The organism is Chromobacterium piscinae (genome assembly GCF_021129175.1).
GTDB lineage: Bacteria > Pseudomonadota > Gammaproteobacteria > Burkholderiales > Chromobacteriaceae > Chromobacterium > Chromobacterium piscinae.
Genome location: NZ_JAJOHV010000068.1, coordinates 77,130 through 100,888 on the forward strand (window position 1 = coordinate 77,130; position 23,759 = coordinate 100,888).

At 65.5% G+C, this 23,759-nt stretch carries 25 protein-coding genes and 1 tRNA gene; 25 read left to right on the plus strand and 1 reads right to left on the minus strand.

Annotated features, from left to right (window positions below):
* The first annotated feature begins 101 nt into the window (after nucleotides 1-101).
* The 4 genes from LQR33_RS17530 to LQR33_RS17545 are packed head-to-tail and all read left to right on the plus strand — an operon-like array spanning nucleotide 102 to nucleotide 5,361.
* Nucleotides 102-1,667, plus strand: a complete 1,566-nt coding sequence (locus LQR33_RS17530; RefSeq protein WP_166438275.1) for a leucyl aminopeptidase — start codon at nucleotides 102-104, stop codon at nucleotides 1,665-1,667.
* The gene (locus LQR33_RS17535) at nucleotides 1,654-2,079 is read left to right on the plus strand and encodes a DNA polymerase III subunit chi (protein WP_021477573.1); all 426 of its coding nucleotides are present in this window, start codon (nucleotides 1,654-1,656) and stop codon (nucleotides 2,077-2,079) included. Before LQR33_RS17530 ends, LQR33_RS17535 begins: the two co-directional genes overlap by 14 nt.
* Nucleotides 2,076-4,817: a hypothetical protein gene (locus LQR33_RS17540; RefSeq protein WP_231469894.1), complete on the plus strand. Its 2,742-nt coding sequence runs from the start codon at nucleotides 2,076-2,078 to the stop codon at nucleotides 4,815-4,817. The genes LQR33_RS17535 and LQR33_RS17540 overlap by 4 nt, the downstream gene beginning before the upstream one ends.
* Nucleotides 4,810-5,361 (plus strand): cob(I)yrinic acid a,c-diamide adenosyltransferase, encoded by a 552-nt coding sequence (locus LQR33_RS17545; RefSeq protein ID WP_231178901.1) that lies wholly within the window; start codon nucleotides 4,810-4,812, stop codon nucleotides 5,359-5,361. The genes LQR33_RS17540 and LQR33_RS17545 overlap by 8 nt, the downstream gene beginning before the upstream one ends.
* Before the next feature lie 88 nt (nucleotides 5,362-5,449).
* Here the strand turns inward: LQR33_RS17545 and LQR33_RS17550 are convergent, their stop codons facing one another.
* Nucleotides 5,450-7,057: a methyl-accepting chemotaxis protein gene (locus LQR33_RS17550; protein WP_205692365.1), complete on the minus strand. Its 1,608-nt coding sequence runs from the start codon at nucleotides 7,055-7,057 to the stop codon at nucleotides 5,450-5,452.
* Here LQR33_RS17550 and LQR33_RS17555 point away from each other — a divergent pair.
* From LQR33_RS17555 to LQR33_RS17655, 21 genes are all read left to right on the plus strand, one after another.
* On the plus strand, nucleotides 7,056-7,649 hold the full coding sequence (locus LQR33_RS17555) for a hypothetical protein (RefSeq protein WP_231469896.1): 594 nt from the start codon (nucleotides 7,056-7,058) through the stop codon (nucleotides 7,647-7,649). The genes LQR33_RS17550 and LQR33_RS17555 overlap by 2 nt on opposite strands.
* A 46-nt stretch (nucleotides 7,650-7,695) precedes the next feature.
* A tRNA-Thr gene (locus tag LQR33_RS17560) sits at nucleotides 7,696-7,771 on the plus strand.
* Nucleotides 7,772-8,408: 637 nt separating this feature from the next.
* Nucleotides 8,409-9,425, plus strand: coding sequence for a tyrosine-type recombinase/integrase (locus tag LQR33_RS17565; protein WP_231469897.1), 1,017 nt, complete (start codon nucleotides 8,409-8,411; stop codon nucleotides 9,423-9,425).
* 462 nt (nucleotides 9,426-9,887) lie between these two features.
* Nucleotides 9,888-10,136, plus strand: coding sequence for a hypothetical protein (locus LQR33_RS17570; RefSeq protein WP_231469899.1), 249 nt, complete (start codon nucleotides 9,888-9,890; stop codon nucleotides 10,134-10,136).
* Nucleotides 10,137-10,180: 44 nt separating this feature from the next.
* Nucleotides 10,181-11,140 carry a hypothetical protein gene (locus LQR33_RS17575; protein ID WP_231469901.1) on the plus strand — a complete coding sequence of 320 codons (960 nt, stop codon included), beginning with the start codon at nucleotides 10,181-10,183 and terminating at the stop codon, nucleotides 11,138-11,140.
* Nucleotides 11,137-12,795 (plus strand): hypothetical protein, encoded by a 1,659-nt coding sequence (locus tag LQR33_RS17580; protein WP_231469903.1) that lies wholly within the window; start codon nucleotides 11,137-11,139, stop codon nucleotides 12,793-12,795. Before LQR33_RS17575 ends, LQR33_RS17580 begins: the two co-directional genes overlap by 4 nt.
* A complete protein-coding gene (locus LQR33_RS17585) occupies nucleotides 12,792-13,016 on the plus strand; it encodes a hypothetical protein (protein ID WP_231469905.1) in 225 nt (74 codons plus the stop codon). Before LQR33_RS17580 ends, LQR33_RS17585 begins: the two co-directional genes overlap by 4 nt.
* A complete protein-coding gene (locus LQR33_RS17590; protein WP_231469908.1) occupies nucleotides 13,003-14,403 on the plus strand; it encodes a portal protein in 1,401 nt (466 codons plus the stop codon). Before LQR33_RS17585 ends, LQR33_RS17590 begins: the two co-directional genes overlap by 14 nt.
* A complete protein-coding gene (locus LQR33_RS17595; protein ID WP_231469910.1) occupies nucleotides 14,393-15,292 on the plus strand; it encodes a hypothetical protein in 900 nt (299 codons plus the stop codon). Before LQR33_RS17590 ends, LQR33_RS17595 begins: the two co-directional genes overlap by 11 nt.
* 184 nt (nucleotides 15,293-15,476) lie before the next feature.
* Nucleotides 15,477-18,032, plus strand: a complete 2,556-nt coding sequence (locus LQR33_RS17600; RefSeq protein WP_231469912.1) for a phage protease — start codon at nucleotides 15,477-15,479, stop codon at nucleotides 18,030-18,032.
* A gap of 45 nt (nucleotides 18,033-18,077) precedes the next feature.
* The gene (locus LQR33_RS17605) at nucleotides 18,078-18,572 is read left to right on the plus strand and encodes a hypothetical protein (RefSeq protein ID WP_231469914.1); all 495 of its coding nucleotides are present in this window, start codon (nucleotides 18,078-18,080) and stop codon (nucleotides 18,570-18,572) included.
* Nucleotides 18,569-19,198, plus strand: coding sequence for a hypothetical protein (locus LQR33_RS17610; RefSeq protein WP_231469916.1), 630 nt, complete (start codon nucleotides 18,569-18,571; stop codon nucleotides 19,196-19,198). The genes LQR33_RS17605 and LQR33_RS17610 overlap by 4 nt, the downstream gene beginning before the upstream one ends.
* Nucleotides 19,195-19,737: a hypothetical protein gene (locus tag LQR33_RS17615; protein WP_231469917.1), complete on the plus strand. Its 543-nt coding sequence runs from the start codon at nucleotides 19,195-19,197 to the stop codon at nucleotides 19,735-19,737. Before LQR33_RS17610 ends, LQR33_RS17615 begins: the two co-directional genes overlap by 4 nt.
* Entirely contained in the window at nucleotides 19,737-20,225 is a 489-nt protein-coding gene (locus tag LQR33_RS17620; protein WP_231469919.1) for a lysozyme, read from the plus strand. Before LQR33_RS17615 ends, LQR33_RS17620 begins: the two co-directional genes overlap by 1 nt.
* Complete coding sequence (locus LQR33_RS17625; RefSeq protein ID WP_231469921.1) at nucleotides 20,210-20,398, plus strand: hypothetical protein; 189 nt, start codon at nucleotides 20,210-20,212, stop codon at nucleotides 20,396-20,398. The genes LQR33_RS17620 and LQR33_RS17625 overlap by 16 nt, the downstream gene beginning before the upstream one ends.
* Nucleotides 20,398-20,655 (plus strand): hypothetical protein, encoded by a 258-nt coding sequence (locus tag LQR33_RS17630; protein ID WP_231469923.1) that lies wholly within the window; start codon nucleotides 20,398-20,400, stop codon nucleotides 20,653-20,655. Before LQR33_RS17625 ends, LQR33_RS17630 begins: the two co-directional genes overlap by 1 nt.
* A complete protein-coding gene (locus tag LQR33_RS17635; RefSeq protein WP_231469925.1) occupies nucleotides 20,645-21,217 on the plus strand; it encodes a hypothetical protein in 573 nt (190 codons plus the stop codon). The genes LQR33_RS17630 and LQR33_RS17635 overlap by 11 nt, the downstream gene beginning before the upstream one ends.
* Nucleotides 21,207-21,494 carry a hypothetical protein gene (locus LQR33_RS17640; protein WP_231469927.1) on the plus strand — a complete coding sequence of 96 codons (288 nt, stop codon included), beginning with the start codon at nucleotides 21,207-21,209 and terminating at the stop codon, nucleotides 21,492-21,494. Before LQR33_RS17635 ends, LQR33_RS17640 begins: the two co-directional genes overlap by 11 nt.
* Nucleotides 21,491-22,102 (plus strand): hypothetical protein, encoded by a 612-nt coding sequence (locus tag LQR33_RS17645; protein ID WP_231469929.1) that lies wholly within the window; start codon nucleotides 21,491-21,493, stop codon nucleotides 22,100-22,102. Before LQR33_RS17640 ends, LQR33_RS17645 begins: the two co-directional genes overlap by 4 nt.
* Nucleotides 22,065-22,268: a DUF2635 domain-containing protein gene (locus tag LQR33_RS17650; protein WP_231469931.1), complete on the plus strand. Its 204-nt coding sequence runs from the start codon at nucleotides 22,065-22,067 to the stop codon at nucleotides 22,266-22,268. Before LQR33_RS17645 ends, LQR33_RS17650 begins: the two co-directional genes overlap by 38 nt.
* A gap of 3 nt (nucleotides 22,269-22,271) precedes the next feature.
* Complete coding sequence (locus LQR33_RS17655) at nucleotides 22,272-23,753, plus strand: phage tail sheath C-terminal domain-containing protein (protein WP_231469934.1); 1,482 nt, start codon at nucleotides 22,272-22,274, stop codon at nucleotides 23,751-23,753.
* The last annotated feature ends 6 nt before the right edge of the window (nucleotides 23,754-23,759 follow it).

Consider the following 23,759-nt stretch of genomic DNA (forward strand, 5'->3'; position numbering starts at 1 on the left):
CAACAATCCTGCGTTACTGGCGGCCGAGCCGTCCGTCTTTCCCGAGCTTAGACGGCCGTCATGAGGTGGCGCAACGACACTCGTTCTACAGCGGAGTACCTATGGAATTTAACATAAAAAGCGGCAGCCCGGAGAAGCAGCGCGTCGCCTGCGTGATGGTCGGCGTTTATGAATCGCGCAAGCTCACCTTTGCCGCCGATCTGCTCGATCGCATCTCCAACGGCTTCATCAGCGACGTGATCCGCCACGGCGATATGGAGGGGAAACTGGGCAGCACGCTGGTGCTGCATTCGGTGCCGCACACGCTGTGCGATCGGGTGATGTTGGTCGGCCTGGGCAAGGAGCGGGAGTTCCGCGCCAAGGAATACCGCGAGGCCGTGCGCGCCTCGGTCAAGGCGCTGACCCAGACCTCCGCCAGCGAGGCCGTCAGTTACCTGTCCGAATTGACCGTCAAGAAGCATGATGTGGAGTGGATGATCGAGCAGGCGACCGTGGTGACCCTGGACGCGCTGTACCGCTTCGACCGTTTCAAGAGCAAGCAGGACGAGTCCGCGCGCGAACCGCGCAAGCTGACGCTGGCGGTGCCGCGCCGCAGCGATCTGGCCGACGGCGAGAAAGGCCTGCAGCGCGGCCTGGCCATCGGCAACGGCATGAAGTTGGCCAAAGACCTGGGCAATCTGCCGGGCAACGTCTGCACGCCGAGCTATCTGGCCGACGAAGGACGCAAGGTCGCCGATGCTTTCGGCGGCGAGGCCGAGATTCTGGGACCGAAGGAAATCGCCGAACTGGGCATGCATTCCTTCCTGTCCGTGGCCAAGGGCAGCAGCGAAGAAGCGCGCCTGATCGTGCTCAAGCACCAAGGCGCCAAGGATAAGAGCGACAAGCCGATCGTGCTGGTTGGCAAGGGCATCACCTTCGATTCCGGAGGCATCTCGCTGAAGCCGGGCGAGGGCATGGACGAGATGAAGTACGACATGTGCGGCGCCGCCACCGTGCTAGGCGCGTTCCGCGCCGCTGTGGAGATGAATCTGCCGCTGAACATCGTCGCCATCGTGCCCACCTGCGAAAACATGCCGGCGGGCAATGCGGTCAAGCCGGGCGACATCGTCACCTCGATGTCCGGCCAGACCATCGAAGTGTTGAATACCGACGCCGAAGGCCGACTGATCCTGTGCGACGCGCTGACCTATGCGGAGCGCTTCAATCCGGCCACGGTGGTGGACGTCGCCACGCTGACCGGCGCTTGCGTGATCGCGCTGGGCCATATCGCCACCGGCCTGTACAGCAACCAGGACAGCCTGGCGCGCGAGTTGCTGGCCGCCGGCGAGGAAGTCGCCGACCGAGCCTGGCACATGCCGCTGTGGGATGAATACCAGGAGCAGCTGAAGAGCCCGTTCGCCGACATGGCCAATATCGGCGGCCGGCCGGGCGGCAGCATCACCGCGGCCTGCTTCCTGTCCCGTTTCGCTAAGGCTTACGACTGGGCGCACCTGGACATCGCCGGCACCGCCTGGAAGGGCGGCAAGGAAAAGGGCGCCACCGCGCGTCCGGTGCCGCTGCTGGTGCAGTTCCTGCAAGACCGCGCCGACATCGCGCTGGGCAACGTGGTGCGCCGCGGCCGCCCGCGCCGCGAGGCGCCCGAAGTGGCAGACGATGAGCAAGATTGATTTCTACACCAATGTCGCCGATCCGCAGGCTTTCGCCTGCAGGTTGGCGGATACCGTGCAGCGCAAGAAGGAACGGTTGCTGATCTGGCTGGACAGCGAACGCAGCGTCGAAGTGTTCAGCAACCGCTTGTGGAGTTTCGGCGATACCCGCTTCGTGCCGCATTGCCGGCTGGGCGAGCCGGGCGCGGCCGAGACGCCGGTCTGGCTCGCGGCGAGCCTGCCGGACGACTTGACCCACCCGGTATTGCTGAATCTGGGGCCGCAATTGCCCTATGAATTCGGCAGGTTTGAGCGCATTCTTGAAATAGTGGGGCGCGACCCGGAGTCGCTGGCCACTGCCCGCGAGCGTTTCCGTGCCTACCGTGAGCACGGTTGCGCGATCGAACATCACGACATGAGTCAAACGCCATGACCGAGTCGCCGAAAGCCGACGAGCCCGACTGGAGCGGCCTCAACCTGCCGGTCCTGACTGAAGTGGTGGACGAACAGGCCGTGCCGACACTGGCCGAGGAAGCATCCACGGAAGCGCAGGCGGAGGTGCCCGAGTTCGATTTCTCTTCCGAGCTGGATTTGCTGGCGGCCGAGCTGGACGAAGGCGAGCCTCAGCTGGAAATCCCCGAACTGACGCTGGACGAATTGCTGGAGGCGCCCAAGCCGGAAACCGAGCCGGCCGGCGGCCTGGATTTCAGCGGTTTGCCGTCGCTGGAGCTGGCGGACGCCGACATCGCGGCCGAGGGCGAGGAACTGGGCTTCGTGCTGGAGCCCAAGGCCGAGGCGCACTCCCCGGAGGCGGATGGACTGGCTGAGTTGATGGCCAGGGCCGATCCGCAGCCGTCTGGCGAGGAGCCGTTCGAGCCGCATTCGGCGGCGTCAGCGGAAGATGCCGCGGAGGCGGTTGTTTCGGAAGAAATGGGCTGGAGCGATGTGGTGGCCGCGGCCAGCGAGCTTCCCGCCGACGCGCATCAGGCCGCTGCCGAGAGCGCGCCCGAAGCGCTGCCGGCGCTGGAGCCGGAGGGCGCGATTCAGACGCCGCCTGTCGAGGCGGAATCCCTTCCCGAGCTGCCTGTTCCGGCTGCGGCGGACGGTCGCGAAGCGCCGTCCGCGCCGGAGGCTTCTCCGGCTGATGCAGTGCCGATGGCCCAGGCGGCGGATGCGCCGCCGCCGTTCACTTCCATTTCCATCGAGAGCCTGCCCAGCGGCGTGCTGGGTGGCGGCGCAGGCCGCGAGCCGCCGCCGTCCAGCGGGCTGGAGTGGCTGTCCGAACTGCCGTCCCAACAACAGGCCGAGCCGCCCAAGCCGACGATCAAGGACATGATCGCCGAGGCGGAGCGCGTGCTGGCGGAGGAGAGGGCAAAGCAGCAGGCCGCCAATCGAGAAGTGGCCGAAGCGTTCGGCTTGCCGCAGCGGGAGGAGCCATCCATCGCCGCGGCGCAACCCATCGAGGCCCCGGCGGTCGCGCCGGAAGTCCCGCATGCGGCGGAGGCCGACAGCGCTCTGCCCGACGCAGGCCTTGAGGCCGAGATCGTTCAGCCCATGGCTGACATCGAACAGGCGCAGGGAACAGCAGAGGCGGATGCCGCCGCTCACGAGGCGGCTCCTGGCTTGGAGAGCGAAGCGCCGCAGCCATTTGTGGACGCGCCGGTCGAGCCGTTGGCCGCGATGCCGCTGGAGCAGCGCCAGGCGCTTGAGCAGAGTCCGGCGGAGCCGGTTGCCGCTGCTGAGGCGGATATGGCGCAGGCAATGCCGGAGATGGAGGCGTTCACCGTGCCGGATGAGCTGTCGGAGCCGGCGGAGACCGAGCCGGCGCTTGATCCCGACATGCCGGTGGAGGCATTTGACGCGGCTGTCCCGCAGTTGGCGGAAGAGGCGCTGCCGGTCGCTGACGCGGAGCCGTTGGTGGATTCTGGACTGGAGCCTGCATCCGAGCCGATTGAGCTTGCCGCCGATGCGTTTGCTGAGGATGAGGCTGTGCTTGAGACCGCGGCCTTGCTTGTCGAGCAGGAGGCCGAGCTGGAGCCTGTGGCCGAGTCCGCGCCGTTCATTGAGGCCGAGCCTGCGGAGGATGGAGCATCTGAGAAGATAGAAGCCGATGCTGAGCAGGCCGAGAGCTTGGCGCCTGTGCCTGATGTCGAGCAGGCATTGGGGGAGGGCGAGCCAGCTGATGCCGAATTTTCGCCGGCAGAGGCGGAGCCGTTTGGCGAGACTGATCTGGCGTCGTCTCAGGATGGCGCGCTGCCGGATGTCGTGATCCCGTCGGAGCCGGCGGCATTGGCCGAGTCGACGGTTCTGGAATCGGCGGCGGATGTCGAGCCGGGATTTGCCGAAGAGGCTTCCACTGATGCGATGCTTACGCACGCAGGGATGGAGGCGTCTGATGAGTCCGTTCCGCAGCCTTCCTCTTTGGATGGCGCGCAGTCGGATGAAACGGCCCCATCGGAGCCGGGGGAGATGACCGAGCCGGTAGAGCTGGCTTCGGACGCTGATCCGGCGCATGCTGAGTCGCTGGATAGTTTCGCGGAGCCTGCCGAGGCGGCTCACTCCCAGGCCGAACCGGTCCTTGGCGCGGACCTTGCAGCGCTGGCGGCTATTCCTCTGGAAGCGGTCTCGCCAGAGCCCGTCCCGACGCCGGATGCGCACGCAGAAAATGTTCAGACGGAGCCGGCGGCAGAGGGATATGGCGACGCGGTGTCTAGCTTGTACGAGGCTGTGCCGCAGCCTGCGCCGTTGGAAGACGAAGACATGCCGGCCTTGTCCGGCCTGTTAGGCCGGAGCCTGGCCGCGCCTGCGCCGGAGGATGCGCCTGCGCCGCGGCAGGAGATGGCGCTGGACGCGCCCGTCTCGGTGGTCAAGGTGGCCGCGATGTCGTCCGCCGCGGGGCCAGGGCGGCAAGGGCCTCCGGCGGCGGTGCTGGACGAGCAGGCCTTGTTCAACTCCCTGTACGAACGCATGCTGCCGCGGATGAAAGTGGAGCTGTCGCTATGGCTGCAGGACGCGATCGAGGTGCAGGCCAAGCAAATGCTGTCCGGGATGATGCACCAATTGAAAGAGGATTATGAAATGCTGTTCGGCGATGCGCTGAAAGAAAGTTTGCGGCAGGCGCTGAGCGATGGCGACGGCGTGCGCAGAATAGGGGAGGACGGACATGAGTGACCGTTTGTCCTCCATCGTCACCCGCACCGGAGACGACGGCTCCACCGGTCTGGGCGACGGCAGCCGCGTCGCCAAGGACAGCGCCCGCATCCAGGCGCTTGGGGATGTCGACGAGCTCAACTCGGTGATCGGCGTGTTGCTGGCGGAGTCTCCGCCGCAACCTATGGCGGAGTGGCTGGCGGAAATCCAGCATGATCTGTTCGATCTCGGTTCGGAACTCGCCGTTCCCGGCTACAGTGCCATTTCCGACGGCCATGTGCAGGCGCTGGAAGCACTGGTGTCTTTCATGAACGAGGAATTGGGGCCGTTGAAGGAGTTCATTCTTCCCGGCGGCTTGCGCAGCGCCGCGCTGGCGCACCAGGCGCGTTCCGTTTGCCGCAGGGCCGAGCGCGGGGTGGTGGCGTTGGCCCGCGAGGAAGAACTGTCTCAGGCCTTGCGCCGTTATCTGAACCGCTTGTCGGATTTTCTGTTCGTGCTCGCGCGCTATCTGAATCGGGAACAGGGCGTGCCTGACGTGTTATGGCGGGCGGGAAGGACGCGCTGAACGCCATGGTGGAAAGAGGGGCGGCGAAAGCCGCCCTTTTTCATTCCACAGCGGGCTGCCTATCTTGCGGATGGGGCAGGAGCGCTGATCACAGACGGAATTTGGCCACCGAGTCCTTGAGCTGGTGGGCCAGCGCGGACAGCGCCTCGACATTGCCGTTCACTTCAGATACCGAGGCTTGGGATGCGTCCACCATCTGGGAGATAGACGCTACGTTGGTGGCGACGCTATGGCCGGCCTCAGCTTGCTCGGTGGCCACCTTTGCCATCGCGCGGATCTGATCCAGCGTGTGCTCGGCGCCTTGGTTGATCTCCCGCAGCGCCTGGGCGGCCTCTTTCGCGCGCTCCACGCCGCGGGCCACCAGCGGCCTCACCTCGCTCATGCTGTCCGCCACGGAGCCGGTATCCTCCTGGATCCGCTTCACCATGCCGGTGATTCTTTCCGTCGCTTGGGCGCTGCGCTCGGCCAGCTTGCGCACTTCGTCCGCCACTACGGCGAAACCGCGCCCGGTCTCTCCGGCTCTTGCCGCCTCTATTGCCGCGTTCAAGGCCAGCAGATTGGTCTGGTCGGCGATCTCCTTGATCTCGCCGGCGATGCCGTCTATCTCGCGGGAGCGGTCGGTCAGGCCGCCGATCAGCGAAGACGCGCTGGCTATCTGCCCCGATACCAGCTGGATTTCGTCCGCCGCCAGCATCGCCAGCTTCTCGCCTTCGCCGGCTAGCCGGCAGGACCGCAGCGAATCGCTCTCCGTTTCTCCCGCGCAGGCGCTCACTTGATTGCTGCAAGCCGCCATGGATTCGATCTCGCGGGAGGTGCCTTGCGTCGCCAGCAGCGATTGGTGCGCCGCGTCGTTGATGCGCTCCACCTGGCCGCTCAGGCCGCCTACCGCGCGCTCTAGGTCGGTCGCGCCGCGCTGCAGGCTCTGTATCATGCCGCGCAGGCTGGCCTGCATCGTCGCGATCGCCTCCATCAGGCTGCCGCGGCCTTCGCTCTTCACGCTCAAGGTCAAATCGCCGGCCGCGATGTCCAGCGCCGTGCGTGAAGCGTCATAAGGCTCCCCGCCTATCACGGCGTAGATCGAGCGGGCCACCAGCCAGGCCATCGCGATCACCACCGCCAGCACCCCCGCGCCGATCAGCAGCAGCCGCAGCGCCAGCCTGTCGAACACCTGGTCGACATCATCCAGGAACACCCCGGTGCCTATGGTCCAGTTCCAGCCATGGATGCGCATCACCGCGTTGAGTTTGGGCAGCGGCACGTCGCCATTGGGGCGGCGGGTGCGGATCTGCACGAAGCCGAAGTCGGCGTCGCGGAGCACGTCTTCGTAAGCTTGCACCAGCGTGCGCCCGTCCGGCAGTTTTTCGCCGGGGTCGTTCTTGCCCAGCTTGCGTTTGTCCGGGTGAACCAGCACCAGGTTGTCGCTGCCGCGGGCGAAAACGTAAGTGCCCTTGTCGCGCAGGCTGCTCATAGCCTCGATCGCCCGCCGCTGCGCTTCCGGCTGGGACAGTTTGCCGGACTGTTCCAGCTTCTGGTAATGGGAAACCTGCTGTCCCGCAAGCGTCAGCAAGGTGTGAATCTGAGAACGGCGGTCTTCCAGCTGCGAATCATGAAGGCTGTACAAAGCTACGCCAGCCAGGACGACAAGGCCCAGGCCAGCGTTCAATACCAGAATGCCTAGGCGGGTGGAAAGCTTCATGGCAGTCACTCCTGAACCAGCACATCCTTCGGTACGCGGTTATGGCAGGGCCTGGTTTCTGGCCGCCTTCCGCACTCATGCTAATATAGGCAAATACCGCCATGATTCCGATCAACGGTTTCCCTCAAACGAATCCGATAAAAAAATGAACCTGATCAAGCTGATAAGCCCGTTCATCGCCATCGGCCTGGCCATCGCCAGCCCATTGAGCCACGCAGAGCCGGAAGACCAGCCGCTGCCTGGCGACTTCCAGCCTGCCCCCGCAGCCAAGCCGCTGCACCAGCCCCGCGCCAAAGCCGCGCCAAGCCACGCTTCCAAGCCTGCCGCCCATGCGCCGCGCAAAGCCAAGACCCCGCATGCCAAATCCGGCAAGGCCCACGCCAAAAAACATGCTGCCAAGCCGCGCCACGTGAAATCCAAGCATGCCGCCAAAAACAAGCGGGCCCAAGCAGGCAGCAAGCATCTGAAAAAAGGGCAGGCCAAGCATCACGCTCAAAAGAAAGCCCATAAGCCCGCCAAAGCGCATAAACATAAGGCCCATAACAAGAAGGCAGCCGCCAAGCCGCATCATAAGCACAAGAAAAAGCGCTGAGGCTCTTGCCAAGCAATAAACAGCCGGGCATAATGCGTCTCTCTTCGCCGGTGTAGCTCAGTTGGTAGAGCACCTGACTTGTAATCAGGGGGTCGCGAGTTCGATTCCTGCCGCCGGCACCAGATTCCACGGGCCTTGTAGCGATACAAGGCCCGTTTGCTTTTTTCCGCAAAATCCCATTATTTCCGCAAAATCCCAAATCCTCCCGGTCTTTGACTTCGCTTTTCATATTCCCATTCTGTAGTTCCCACCCCTTCTTTACCGCGCCAGTGGCTCCCTGCGTAACCGTCCGCCAGCCGCATGAGCGGGCGAACAGGCCGGCCGGCTTGCTCAAGCAAAACCCAATACGTGCAATCAAAAAAATTCCGTGGATTTGAACGCCTCTCACTCTCAAGTCATTGATTTTCATGAAAAACATGCCCACGTTTTCAGTTTTTAATCCACGGTTTCATTTCCTATTCCACGAATTTGCCAATTTCTCCACAAGGCCATTTTCGCCGTCCCTTGGTTTTCTTTCTTTTTTCTTTTAAAAAATCAAAGAGAAAGAGAAAGAAAGCGAAGAAAAGGGAGGTGTGAGCAATCCACGATTTCAGAGCACTGCCTATTTTTTGACCCACAGTTTCAAAACCAGAAAAACACTGTTTTGGTGGAATTCGTGGAATGGTAAAATATTGATTGGACAGGGTTTTAGCCGGATTTTGGCGGTGATCCACAATTCCACAGGTTATTTTGCTAGTGGGTCCCTTTTTTGGAGCCGTGATGAATCGACTGATGGAAGAGTTTCTTCTCTTCAAAGCTGATAACAAGGGCCTTGCGGATCGGTCCATCCGGGCATACCGCGATATCCTGCAGCGGTATGAGGACTGGTTGGCGGGGCGAGATCCACTGACCATAGACGGGGACCAGCTGCTGGCCTTCACGGGCCCCTACCTGCACAAGGCGTTGAATCTGGCGCCGGTGAGCCGAACCCCATACGTCGCATGCATCCGCGAGCTGTATCGTTACCTCTGGTCGGTGCGAAAAATGCTCCCGCGAGACCCGGCCGCGTCGATCCCGTACCCGCGCAAGCCGCGCAAACTGCCTACCGTCATGGAGTTGAGCAATGCCGAGCGGCTGATGTGGGCCCCGGATTTCAACCGTTTCGAGGGTGTACGCGATGCGGCCATGTTGGCGGTGCTGATCGGCTGCGGCGTCCGTATAAGCGGCCTGGTGCGGCTGAATGAGGGGCATCTGACCACGCAGAACATCGACGGCGAAACCCGGATGGCGATCCGGCCGACAGAGAAGGGGGATAAGGACCGCCTGATCCCCGTGCCACGGGAGGCGGATCTGCTACTGCGCGTGTACCTGGAGCACCCTGGTTTGGCTGAGATCGATCGAGGCACCGAAGATGGCGACCAAGTGCTGTTCGTGACCACCCGGAACCGCCGCTGCCCGGCGCATGAGTACTACGGCGAGCGCCGCCGCTTTTCTACGCGGGGGGCGTTTGCCATGCTGCGGCGCCATGGCCTGGCCGCGGGTATTCCTGCGCCGCAGCTGCACCCGCACGCTCTGCGCCACCTCTACGGCACCGAGCTGGCAGAGGAGGCGGTGGACGTCCTGGAGCGTCAGCAGCTGATGGGACACGCGGACCCGAAGTCCACCAGCATCTACACCCACCTGGCAATCCGTAAGTTGACAGGCAGCGTGGACAAGGCGAATCCGCTGGGGAAGGTCTCAACCCCAGTTAGCCAGCTGTTGGGCGAGATGACGCGCAAACCAACGGGCGCGCGTTGATGTGCGTTTGATTCTTACAAGCCAGGGTGGCGGTAACTGGCTGTGAGGTGAGAGTGCCGTGCCGAGAGGGTTACAGCAGATTCTCAAAGTAGGCTTCAAAACGGGCTAAATCGAAATCAAAGCGTTGTTGTTGTCCAGGGGCTACCACTTCGCCTTCTAACAAAATGCGAAGTGGCTGGACGACAGCACGGGGTGTCTGGAGGGTGTGGCGATATGGAAAAGCGAAGTGGCGTGGCCGAAATTGCACCTGCCGATATAGTTCGTGGTGTGACTGTCAAAGGGGTGGGGGGTCGGCATAGGCAGGGGCACCCACCGGCAGGGGGGGGCGGGTACCTGGATGTCTGCAATGTTTCTGAACTTCACGATGGGACCAAAAAAAATCGCGCGCGCGATCCGCGCCTGGATGATCTCCGCAGGATGGGGATGCATCACAGCTGGCAGAGGGTGGCCGAGGAGATCGGCATGGACGCCTTTCTTGCCATGTGGCGCATCCTGGACGCCGAGGAGCAATGGCACCACTCTGCCGGCGGCATGGAGGTGCGGCTGCGCCGCTATCGCAGCTATGAGCAGTTCCAGCGCGATGCCTATATTCTCCAACTGGCGCAACGCGGCGAGACAACCAACACAATACGCGAGCGGCTGCGCGAGGCGATGGGGGTTGAGTTGGAGTCAGGATGGATCAAGAAGATCGTTGATCGGAATCGTGGCTGAATCCACCCCTTATCCCACCCCCGGCCATGCTGTGAAATACCACCATGGCCAAGCGCGACCTTTCCAAACAGCTCGAATCTCTGACCTTCCGTTGCCCGGCGTGCGGGAACACGTTTGACGCCGCGCCGGGGCGGGTTGAGGATGCCCCCGAGTTCGAACACCACCCCTTCGCCTATTTCGCGGAATGCATCCGCTGCGGCGAGGATGCGGCGCAGGCGCCATTCCATAAATCGCTGGTGAAGGCCTGGGCGAACGCCACGGGCCCGAAGACGGCGGCCGGCAAGGCAGCCAGCGCCAAGAACTTGGAAGGCCACCCCACGGCGGAAGAGGCCCTGCGCACCCGCTTCAACGCCCTGAAACACGGCATGACGGCGGAAACGGCACAGTACTTCCCGGCCCGTCCGGGGAAATACCCCGCCTGCAGCAGCTGCGACGTAGATCGCAGCTACTGCGCGGCGCAGCCGGCCTGCATCAAGCAGGCCCAGCTCTTCATGGTCCACCATGCGGCGTTTGAGCAGCGCAACCCCAAACACCTGACGCCGATCTACTCGTCCATCCAGGCCAGCATTACCGCCATCATCCAGCAGATCCTGCAGACCATCATTGCCGACGGCGTGAAGTTGGAGGCCCCTGCCTGGGCGGTGACGCGTGAGGGCGAGATTGTGATCGGCGAGTACAAGGATCTGGAGACAGGGGAGATGCGGCGGATTATGGAGGTGAAAGCCCACCCGCTGCTCAAGCCGTTGCAGGAATTCCTGTCCCGCAACAACTTGGCGCTGTCCGACATGGGCATGACGCCGAAGGCCATCGAGCAGGAAGAGCAGGGCATGGGCCGCCTGGCGCCAGCCGGCGACGGTCAGAAAACGCTGTCCCTGGAGGACTACGCGGCCAAGCAGGCCGAATCCATGGTCGCCCTCAGAGCCTTGGCGGATCGCGCCAACGCCCGCAAACAGCGCGACCCGGTGCTGATTGAATACCAGCAGCAGAACGGGAGCGGGCAGTGAGCGGCGATCGCGTCAGCGCCGCCCAGCGCATCAAGGTGCAGCACCGCGCGGAGATTGAGGTGATGCGCTACGCCCGGCCGGACCCGGCCACCGGCATCAAGCCCCATGCGCTATGGGCCAAACACGTTCACAACGTGGACCTGGACTCCATGCAGGTGCTGAAAATGCTGGAGATGGACGCCAACCCCAATACGGTGGATTTCAGCTGCCGGCGGACGGGCAAGACGGCCGTAAAAGAGATGTACGCGCTGGAATTCCTGGCGACGACGCCGTTTCAGGAAGAGGGCATTGTGGCGCCGCGGTTGCAGCAGAGCCAAACGAACATCACCTATCACCTCGACGCCATCCGCCGCTCTGACATCCTGACCGGCTGGGTGGCCTACAAGTCCGGCCGGCGCCAGATTGCCGACCTGAAATACCAGTTCGCCAACGGCAGCAAGGCCAGCTGCTACGGCATCATGAGCCAGATAGACGGCGACGGTATCAGCTTCGCCAGCCTGGAGGAGACGGACGACATGCCGGCGGAACGGCTGTTTTCCCGATTCCTGCCCATGCTGGGCTCCGCGCGCCGGCTGGGCGTGGACCAGGGAGTCAGCTTTAAGCCGCAAATCCGCATTACCGGCGTCCACAAGGGGGCGGACGTCCTCAGCCACCTGATCGAAACCGGCGGCTACCACATCCTGCCGCCGGTGGACGTGTACCTGGGCATCGAGCTGGGCATCCTCAACGAGGCATTTGTGCTGGAGATGCAGTCCCAGCTGCCGGAGGCGGAATACATCCGCCAGTTCCTGTGCATCAACGCCGCTGCGCAAAACTGGATCTGGGAGAAATACATCCGCCGCGCCATGGCGGTGGGGCTACAGGGCAATCTGCAGGCCGCCGGCCCGCTGCCAGGTCAGCGCTACCGCAAGAATGGCTTGCTCTCATTCGGCTATGACCACTCAGGCCACGGCGAGAGCGCGCACGCCTCTTGTTCCGCGCTGGTGGTGTGCGAGCAGGTGGGAAACTTCGTGACCTTCCCCTTTGTCCGCACCTGGCCGGCCGGCACCGACGACGCGGTGGTGGAGCGCGACCTGCTGGGCTACTGGGAGTACTTCCGGCCGGACTACGCCATGGGCGATGCCTACGGCCTGGGCATGCTCACCAGCCTGAACGACCGTTTATTTGCCCAGGGCCTCACCGAGATAGACCGCCGCAGCATAGGCGAGGGCCAATCAACCGCCAGCACCTGGCAGCACTGGCCATTCGCCCCGATTCGTTTCGAAGGCATGACCAAGCACTCCATGGCGTCCGCGCTGCGCGCCGCCTTCCACAACGGCCAGGCCGCCATTCCCTATGTGGATGACGGCACCGACGCGCTGCGCGCCAAGAACCTGGCGAACACCCACTGGGGGCCGTCTGCGCTGGACCAGGTGCAGGCCGAAGCCAGCGACTGGGGCAAATTCATCCGCCAGCTCGGCAACATCAAATCCAAGGCGGTCCAGGGAGCCAGCTACAACAGCTACAAAATGGCGAACCCGAAGATTGGCGACGACCTGTTCGACGCCGCCAGCGCTGGCGTGTGGGCGCTGCTCACCCGCGGCGCGGCCAGCTACACCCCGACGGTGATCGCCAGCCGCGGCATGACCACTGAACAACTGCTGGGGATGCGATGAGCTACGGCAAATACAAGCGGGCCCACGTAGACGAAACCCTGCCGCCGCCTCCGCCGCTCACCCCGACGCAGCGCCAGCGCGCCGCCCAAATGCGCGACTCCTGGCGCGAGGCGTTTGGCGACGACCAACTGATCCGCGACCTGCTGGACGCCGGCATGATTCACGGCTGGCGCAATGTGGTGTCCGTAACCCCGATCGAGGCCCCTGATGCCGATTCTTGATTCCCTGCTGGCCCGCTTTGTCCGCCGGCCGACATTGCCCACCACCAGCCAGCCCGAGCCGCCGCGGACGGACCCGGAGGGTTCAACGCCTACGCTCCCCGGCGAAACCGCCGGCGCCACCAGCGAATCCGGCCGCCGCTCCACGCCTGAGAACCAGATCCGGGCCATGTACCGGCAGTTCTATGTGGACTACGACCTGCGCGCCACCATCCTGGACATTCGCCAGATGGACCAGGCGGACGGCCGGGTGAAGCGCATCCACGCCCGGGTGGCGCGGGACGTCACCCGCGGCGGCCTGGTGCTGCTGCAGACCGACCCGGATAGCCCGCTGCGCGCCGAATGGGATCGGTTCGTCCGCCGCCTGCAGCTGAACCGGGCGGAGAAGCTGAAGAGCGACGCCCGGGGTTTGCTGAAAGAAGGCAACTTGCCGATGCAATGGGTGCTGGACGCCGCCGGCAACGTTGTGTCCGCCGTGCGCATGCCCACCGAGACCATGCGGCCAAATGTCGGCATCAACGGCCAGTTTCTGGACCCGCGCGCCGCCTACACCCAGATGGACCTGACCAACGGCGTGGATCTGGCCACTTTCCCGCTGTGGCAGCTCACCCTGGCGCGGCTGGACCCGGAGAATTTCGACGACATGGGCGCGCTGGGCCGGCCGTTCCTGGACGCCAGCCGCGAGATCTGGCGCAAGCTGCGCATGACCGACACCGACCTGGTGATCCGCCGCAAACACCGCGCGCCGCTGCGCCTGTCCCACGTGCTGGAAGGGGCAACGGAGGCGGAGTTGCAAGCCTACCAGGACCGGGTGGAAGCCAATGCCGAGCTGATCCAGACGGACTTCTACCTCAACAAGAAGGGCGCAGTGACGGCGGTGCAGGGCGACGCCGCCCTGGGCGAGATCCAGGACGTGCTCTACCTGCTGGATTCGTTCTTCGCCGGCACCCCGCTGCCCAAGGGCTTGATGGGCTACACCGACGGCATGGCGCGGGACATCCTTGAGGATCTGAAACGCGACTATTACGACGAGGTGGACCAGCTGCAGGACACCCTGGCCTGGGTGTATGAATTCGGCTTCCGCCTGCAGCTGCTGCTCAAGGGCATCAACCCGGACGCGGAGGAATTCAAGGTGACGTTTGCCGAGCGCCGCACCGAAACCGCCACCCAAACCGTGGACCGCGCCCTCAAACTGTCCGCGCTGGGCCTGCCGAAATCGATGGTATGGGAGGAGGTGGGATACAACCCGGCAACGGTGGAGGCCCGCCGCGATAGCGACGCCGCCCACTACGACCCGTACCCGGAGGACAGCGCCGGGCCTACGGTCAAAATCACCCCGGGCAACGGCCGCAAAGGGGAGAGTGCCACGGATCTAGGCCATGCCCACTAGCCTGGAGCGCGCCGCCGCCATCCGCGCCGCCACCCTGGCCGCGGTGGAGCAGCGCAACCGGCTGAACGACACGGCGGTGGGCGAGCTGATCGAAACTTACGACGACGCCGGCGACCTGATCGCGCAGCACATCCAGCGCGCGGCCGGCCAGGACGACAGGGTGAAGCTGGAGCAGCTACAGAACGTGCTGTCCCATGTCCGCGAGGAACTGCGCCGCCTGCAGGAGCGGCGGGACGGCCAGCTGTATCGCCGCATCGAGCAGTCCGCCCGCGTTGGGGCCGGCGTGTTCGCCGGCGCGCTGCCGGAATCCACCCTGTTCGCCGTCAACCACTCCGCCGTGGCATTCGTCCGTTCCTTCACCGCTGCCGATGGCCTGCAGCTGTCGGACCGCCTGTGGCGGCTGAACCGCAACGCCGCCCAGGTGCTGACCGACCATATCCAGTTCGCCGTGATCAACGGCGAGAGCGCCCACCAGGCCATGCTGCGCAGCATGGGCCGCGGCGAGGGCGTGCCGGCCGACATCGCCAGCGCCTACAACGGCGCCCGCGGCGGCAACCTGGGGCGCAGGGTGCGAAGCCTGATGACCGGCGAAGCGGACCCGGTGAATGGCCGCGGGGTGGTGTACCAGGCGGAACGGGTGTTCCGCACCGAGATCAACCGCGCCCACGGCGAGGCCTATATGGGCGCGGCGTTTCAGACCGATGGGGTGGCCGGCGTGCGGTTTCGGCTGTCGCCCAACCACCGCGTCCGCGATGTGTGCGACACACACGCCACCGCCGACCGCTACGGGATTGGGCCGGGCGTCTACCCCAGCCGCGATGCCTGCCCGTGGCCGGCGCATCCCAACACGCTCAGCTATGTGGAGGTGGTGTTTGCGGACGAGCTGTGAGGCCCGGGTTATTCACCATTTCTGTGGATAACCTGGGGTGGGCGGGCAGCGTTTAGCCATCTCTGCAGTGCCTGCCTGTCGCTGCCTATTTTCTGAGCAATCGGCTAAATCCACCCCTTATCCCACCATCCCCCCATGCGTAACCTGCTAGAAACCGCGCAACCGCGCGCAGGCAGGGTATGTGATGCAACGAAACCGACACTTCAAACTCTCTGAGCAGCCGGGCCAGGTGATCCGAGTACTGTCTGGCGTCGTCGAGCCACCTGGCAACAGTCCAACCAGCTGGGTGACAGTCACTCGCGTGGGTTCATTTACCGACCCGCGCTATGGCCGTTTTGAAATCACCAACGACATGCTGCTGGGTATGGTTCGCAGTTTTGACGCGGGCTTGCCCGGCACCGACATCTTTCTGGACCTGAACCACGAGCCCGGCGAGGGCGGGGCGGCCACCATCCGCAAGCTCAAGGTGGAAGGCGGCAAATTGCGCGCGCTGGCGGAGTGGACCAACTACGGCCGCGACGCAGTCAGGAACAAAGCATTTCGCTATCTCTCCGCTGAATTTTCCGAAAACTGGCAGGACAACGAACAGGGCAATTACCACGGCCCGGTTCTGCTGGGCGCTGGGCTTACTCTCCGGCCCGTGATCAAAGGTCTTGACCCCGTTCTGTTGTCCGAACCCGGCGCAGACATTCCCTTGCTGCTCCACCCGGAGCTGGCGCGAATCCTTCTATCTGAGGAAAAAACCACCATGGAAAAATGGCTGAAAGACCTGCTGGCCGCGCTGGCAGCCAAGCAGCTGTCGCAACCGGCGATCGACACAATTAAGAAGCTGGCAGAAACCCAGCTGGCCACCATCACCGATGACGCCCAGGCCAAGCAGCTGTGCGAGCAGCTGGAGCAGGCGGCCATTCAGCTGTCCGAGCAGATGGCCAAGTTGCCGGCGAACGGCCTGGCGCCAGTGTTTCAGCTGTCCGTCGGCGGCACGGACCACGCCGCCGTCGGCGCGGCCGTGGCCAAGGCGCTGGCCGAGCGGGACACCGCCGCCAAGCAACTGGCCGAAACCACCGAAGGCAAGCGCAAGCTGCTGGCGGAAACCATCGCCGCCGCGGCGGGACTGGACGATGCCACCAAGAAGGCGCTGGCCGAGGCCGCCGCCGGCGTGATCACCGCCGACACCACCGACGACCAGGTGCGCGCGCTGGCCGAGATGCAGATCAAGAACGCCAACGAGGTGGCCGCCGCCCGGCAGCTGGCCCAGTTGGGCTATGGCCCGGCCGGTTCGCCGCAGATCACCGTGATCGCCGACGGGGTGAAGAAGCTGTCCGAGTTCCTCCGGGAGAACCTGGCCAAGTCGTCCTCTGCCGGCCAGCTGCACCTGGACGCCAAGCAGACGCTGCCGCCGTTCTGCCAGCGCGTGCTTGCCGAATACGACCGCATCCACGCGCCGCGGCTGGACGCGGAATACCGCGTGCTGGCGCAGGGCCAGGGCACGCTGGACATGGGCAACACCGCGCTGCCGCTTGGCGTGCAGCGCGAGGTGATCCGCGAGGCGCTGTCCGACCTCAACGTGCTGTCCCTGGTGCAGACCCTGACCGACTTCTCCGGCGCCGCCACTACGCAAATCCCTTATGAGCTGCGCGATGTCAGCCAGGTGATGAACGATGGCGTGGTCTATGAGGGGCAATCGATCCCGTTCGCCGGCATCACCCAGGCCATGGATACCGTGTCCGTCACCCCGATGAAGCTGGCGCTTTCTATCACCAACGAGGTGCAGTTCTTCACCCGCGCCTCCGCGCTGAACTGGGACGCGCTGGGCCGCAACATCGAGAGCAATTCCCGCGTGCTTCGCGAGCTGGTGGCGCGCCGCATCTGCAACGAGCTGCAACGCGCATCGGACAGCTATCTGGCCGTGCCGGTGAACAATGAAAACCTCTCCGCCCAGCTGGGCAGCGGCAAATCGCTGGTCAAACTGGCGCAGTGGCCGGTGGTGCGTCCCTTCCAGGCGCGAGACCTGCAGGGCAACGCCGTGGGTCTGCCGGAAAACCCCATCACCGTCACGCTGAACAGCGTGCAGATCAAGCAGTGGGACGGCAGCGGCAAGCAGCCCGTCGGCACCTACTGGCGCATGCTGAGCTTCAACCTGGGCACGCTGCAGTTCGTGGACCAGGCTGGCCAGCCCGTGGCCCCGGCCGCCACCGGCACCAACGCCATCAGCTACTCCGCGGCTACCAACGTCACCAAGTTCGACCTGGACCCGCAGGGCGGCATGACGACGGAAAAGTGGCTGAATGGCCTGATTCAAAAGGTGGGCAACCGCAAAGCCATGATGAACAGCCAGCGCTACGTGGCGCCGGAGTTCCTGCTGATGTCGTCCACGCTGAACGACACCGCCACCAACGCCGAGCAGTTCGTGGCGAGCATGAAGCGCAACGGCAGCGACACCAACGCCCAGGGCGACCTGGAGGCAATCAAGGACATCCCGGCATACGGCACCAACGCGCCGGGCGTGGATCTGGGCGACGAACGCATCCTGATGGGCCAGCGCAACGTGCTGGGTTACACCATCGCCAAACCGTTCGTCACCGGTGAGCCGTTCGAGCTGACGGGGCAGGATGGCCACCCGATCGGCAAGAAAGCGGCCTACGGCGAGGAATACAACGCCATCGCCGTGCCGCGTCCGGTTCGCAACCGCTTCACCAGCGTAATCGTGTACTCCAGCACTGCCCGCGCGGCGCTGTAACCCAGCCGGCCCGCCGCCGGCGGGCCGCATCACCGGATGCGACAGATGAAAATCCCGTACTACAACGACACCGATCATTACAAGACCGTCGGCACCATGCTGGTGCCGCCTGGCGAAACCCGCGAGGTGGACGCCAGCCTGCTGCCCGACTATGCCGCGGCGGATCTCGCTCTGGACGACGACGCCCCGGTCCATATCGTGGACGCGCTGCTGGCTGGCTCTTTGTTCGAGCTGCTGTCCGCCATCCCCGTGCTGGCGCGCGAGGACCTGGAACAGCTGGGCGAGCGCGAGCAGGCCGAGGGCCGCCGCAAAGACGTGCTGGCCGCTGTTTCGGAGCGCCTGCTCACCCTAGCCAGCGAGTCGTTGGGCGTGCCTGGTGAGAGCCTGCCGCCGCAGGAAGATGACGACGGCGAGCATGCCGAGATCCTGGGCGCGGACCTGGCCGCCGGCGAATCCGATACCGCGACCGTCGATGTCCTGGCGAGCGATGCCGGCGGGCTGGTGGTTGAGCCCAAGGCCGCCAAGGGCAAACAAAAGTGACCACCCTGTCCGCCCTGGCCCAGTCCCTGCGCGCCAGCATGCTGGGCGCTGCAGAGGAATTCGACCGCGAGCCGGAACGGGGCAGCCTGGCGCAGTTCCAGCGCCTGCTGCAGGTGGCGCTGGACGACTACAGCCGCCGCCGGCCGCTGATCGTGCTGGGCCGCCTGCAGCTGGAGGCTGAGCGCGTGGTGTACGACTGCCCCGCGGATCTGGTGGCGGTGCAGGCGTTTGACTGGGGCCGGGCGGACAAGGCGCGCCTGCCGGTGTGGGCGGATGGCTGGCCTGGCCGCCTGCCGGACATGCGCGTCAGCCGCGACGGCGACCGCCGCGTGCTGTACCTGATGCCGGCACCGTCCGCGCGCCAGATCGGCCTGCTGGGCAGCGCCGCCGCTTACCGCTACCGCTCGCGCCACACGCTGGACGAGCAGGGCAGCACCATCCCGGCCGGCGACGAGCCGCTGGTGCTGCTGCGCGCCCAGGCCGAGGCCATGCGCGAGCTGGCCATCTCCCACGCCGTCACGCCGTACCAGGTGCGGGACGGCATCAGCGCCACCCCGCGCAACGGCACGCCGTCCTATCTGCACACCGTGCTGATGGAGGAGTTCGAGCGGAGGATCTGCCAATGATCGGCAACGTATACGTCAATGACGACGTGGTGCGCGCCGCGTTTGAGCGGGCGCCGCAGGCGATGGCGCGGGCCATGGAGCCGAAGGTGGAGCGCGCCGGCCAGTACCTGAACCGCGCCGTGCGCCAGAAATTGCGCAGCAACCGCAGCATGGGATTCACCACGCTGATGAACGCCATTCACGTTCAACGCCCGTTTGCCATGGCGCGCGACGTGGTGGCCGGCGTGCGCTACGCCCGTTTTGTGGAAGACGGCACTGCCCCGGGTTACCGGGGACTGCCGCCCATCCGCCCGCTGGCCGAGTGGCTGCGCATCAAGCACGGTCTGGACGAGAAGCAAGCCCGCCGCCGCGCCGGCGGCTTGGCGCGGTACTTCCGCGACCACGGCACCCAGGCCGCGCCGTTTTTCAAACCCGCATACGACGAATCCCAATCCCGGCTGTTTGCCATTCTGCGCGAGGGCGCGGAGGCCGGCGTGCGCGCTGTGACAGGCGTGGGCGGCCACTATGCATTCACCGGCAGCTATGGAGGGGCCCTGTAATGGCCATCAAGAAAGCCGCCGTCGGCGGCGGCATCGTCGCCGCCATCATCGCCTTCACCTCTCCGTGGGAGGGCGAGCGTCACATTGCCTATCAGGACATTGTGGGCGTTTGGACCATCTGCATGGGGGAAACCCAGGGCGTGAAGCCCGGCATGAGGATGAACCACCAGCAATGCGCCGAGCAGATGGCGCGCCGGGTGCCGGACTACCTGGGCCCGGTGGACCGGCTGATGCCCGGCCTGCCGGATAACCGCCGGATCGCCTACACGGATGCCGCCTGGAACCTGGGCGTGGGCGCGCTCACCCGGCGCAGCGCCGGCGCTGACGGCCAGCCGCGGCCGGGCACCAGCATTGTGGATCTGGAGCGGGCCGGCAAATGGCGCGCCGCCTGCGACAGGCTGCTGCAGTTCAACAAGGCCGGCGGCAAGGTGATCGCCGGCCTGAAACGCCGCCGCGAGGCAGAGAGGGCGCTATGTCTCAACGACTGAAACAGTTCCTGCTGGCGCGCCTGCAGGAGCCATCCACCTGGCGCGGCGCGGTGATGCTGGCCACCGCCCTGGGCATTACCGTTTCGCCGGACACCGAAAACGCCATCATCGCCATTGGCCTGGCCGTTTCCGGCCTGCTGGGCGCGCTGCTGCCGGAGAGGAAGGGGGACTGATGGTCGATTTCCTCAAACGAATGATTTTGCCCGTCTTGCTTGGGCTGATCGACTTGGCGGTAGTGGGAGGGCTGGCATATAGCGCCGGCCGCACAACCGGCCGGGCCGAACTGTTCGCCTACCGCGCACAGGTCGCGGAGCAACGACGCATCGACAATGCAGCCTTGCATCGCTGCCAGGCAAAATCTTGCCCGCAGTCCGACGCGCCGGACCGGCTGGGCGCGCTGCTGCCGGAGGGGAGGGGCAATGCCGAATAACGCTCTCCTCGACGCCGCGCTGCTGGCGGCGCTGGCCGCCGCCATTGGCGGGTTCTGGTACGGGCATAGCCAATACCAGCAGGGCCTGGCCGTCGGCCGGGCCGAACTGTCCGCCTACCGCGGCCAGGTGGCGGAACAGCGGCGCATCGACGGCGCCGCCGCCCTGCTGCGCTACCAGGAGCAAACCCGACAGTTGGCCGACGTGTCCGGACAGCTGGATGTCACCCTGACCGCTCTGGACGCCGCGCGCGACCAGATCACCCGGAGGATAACCCGTGCCGCTCAACGCCCTGCGCCGGTTGCCGGCGCTGACAATCCTGGCCTGCTCTCTGTTGACGGCCTGCGCGTCTACAACGACGCCCTCGGCCTGCGCGCCGACGCCAGCGCCCCCGCTGCCGGCCAACCTGACGCGGACAATGCCGCCGCCGCCGCCGCTGACAGCGGGGTATCACGCGCGGACCTCCTCGCCCATGCCCGCGACTATGGCGCCTGGTGCCAGTCCGTCGCCGCCAGCCGCGGCGCGCTGATCCAGATCCATGCGGAGGCCGCCCATGGCCAATGAATCGCGCGCGCCCAGCTGGCATTTTGAGAAACGGATCAACCTGGGGGACGTGCTGACCACCCTGGCGCTGGTGGGCACGCTGCTGGGCTTCATGCTGACGCTGGACCGCCGCCTGACCGTGGTGGAAGAGAAGCAGACCCAGCAGGTGGTGATTGACCGCCAGCAGGATGAACGCCAGCGCGAGCAGACCAACGAGGTGAAGGACCAGCTGAAAGCCATGGACTTCAAGTTGGACAAGCTGGTGGATCGGCAACTCGACCAGAGGAACCGCCAATGACCGCCATCGCCCGCGCCATGGACGCCCTGCGCGCCAGCCTGGCCGCCGCGCTGCCCGATCGCATCCACACCGCGTCACTGGTTGACCACGTCCAGCGCCAGCCGGCCGAACTGGAGCAGGGCGTGGTGACGGCGCTGTTGCCGGAGATCGAACCCGGCGACTGGGACAGCACGCTGCGGCTGCGCGTGGTGGGCCAGCTGCAGGTGCGCAAGCACGTCTGCAAGCCGCATGACGTTGAAGCGGCCGAGCTGGCGCTGTACGGCCAGCTGCGCGCCTGGCTGCGCAACCCCGGCCCGGCCGTGCCGCGGCTGACGCTGCGTAGCGCGCGCTTTAGCTCCCAGCTGGAATTTCCCTATGGCTGGGTGGCGCTGGAGCTGGACATGGGCCCGCTGGACGAGACCGACGCGCCGGACAGCGAAACCTACCCGCCCAACCAACAGCCCGGCCGACTGCTGCGCGCCCACATGGACGTGGACCTGGCACCGCACGAAACCCGCGACGAGCACAACAAATGGCTGCACGGCGACTACAGCGCCAGCCGGCCGGAACTCACCCTGGAGACCCAGCATCATGGACCTGATCATGATCAACCTGAAACCGGCGGCTGACGGCCTGCTGGTGCGGCTGGAGGACGGCAGCGGCTACCTGCCGGCCGCCGGCCAGCCCGTGCCGCTCACCGCCTACTACCGCCGCCGCATGGCCGATGGCGACGCGGTGGAAGCACAGCCCGAACCGGAGCCGGCCAAGTCGGCGAAACAGAAAGCGGAGGGATAATCGATGCCCGACAACATCACCTACATGTCCATCCCCGTGGGTGTCCGCACCGGCGGCGTTTACGTGGAGATCGACCACACTAAGGCGGTTCACGGCCTGCCGCAGATGGAACGCAAGCTGCTGGTGCTGGGCCAGCGCCTGCCGGCCGGCAAAACCGCGGCGCTGGTCCCATCCCGCATCCTCAATGCCGACGACGCCGCCACCCAGTACGGCCGCGGCTCCATGCTGCACGTCATGGCGCGCGCCCTGGACGCGGTGAAGGCGCGCTACGGCCTGATCGACGTCTACGCCGTGGCGCTTGAGGATCTACCCGCTGGCGTGGCCGCCAGCGGCACTATCACGCTGACCGGCGCCGTCACCAAGCCCGGCGTTCTTACCGCCTGGATTGGCGGCGAGCGCGTGCGGGCCGCCGCCAGCATCGGCGACACCAACGCCGCGCTGGCCGCCAAGCTGGCCGACGCCATCAGCGCCAACGCGGATCTGCCCGTTACCGCCAGCGCCGCCGCCGGCGTTGTAACTGTCTCCAGCCGCCACAAGGGCGACGCCGGCAACGGCATGGAGCTGTCCGTGGCCTACTACGACGAGGACGCGCTGCCGGAAGGCGTCACCGCCGTCTGCGCCAACCTCGCCGGCGGCGCCGGCAACCCGGACGTGGGCGCGGCGCTGGCCGCCGTGGCGGAGGACTGGTTCTACAGCATCGTCAGCCCCTACAGCGACGGCGCCACCCTGTCCGCGCTGGAGGCGGACATGGACGGTCGCTGGGGCGGCATGAACATGCGCACCGGCCACGTGTTTACCGCGCGGGACGGCACCCACGCCCAGCTCACAACCTGGGGCGCGGCACGCAACAGCCCTCACGTCAGCGCCTGGGGCCTGAAGGGCTGCCCCACCTGGGCGCCGGTGCGTGCGGCTGCCTGGGCCGGCGTGTGCGAATTCCACGGCGCGATCGACCCCGCGCTGCCGCTGCGCGCGGTGGAAGTACCGGGCGTGCTGGCGCCGCGGCTCAAGGACCGCTTCAGTCGCAACGAGCGCGAGCTGCTGCTGCGCGACGGCATCAGCTCCACCGTGGTGGACAGCGGCGGCAAGGTGATCCTGGAACGGGTGATCACCACCTACCAGAAATCGCCATTCGGCATGGATGACGAAAGCTTGCTGCGCCTGGAAACCAAATGGACGGCCGACTACTACCGCTACGCCGTGCGCAGCCGCATCGCCCTGCGTTTTCCGCGCCACAAGCTGGCAAACGACGGCATCAACGTCTCCCCCGGCCAGGCGTTGGTGACGCCGTCCATCATCCGCGCCGAGCTGATCGCGCTGCACCGCGAACTGGAGTTCGCCGGCATCGTGGAAGACACTGACCAATTCAAGCGCGATTTGATCGTGATGCGCAGCGACGCCGACGTGGACCGCGTCAACGCCGTGCTGCCGCCCAACCTGGTCAACCAGTTCGTCACCTTCGCTGCCTCCGTGCAGTACCGTCTGTAAAGGAAA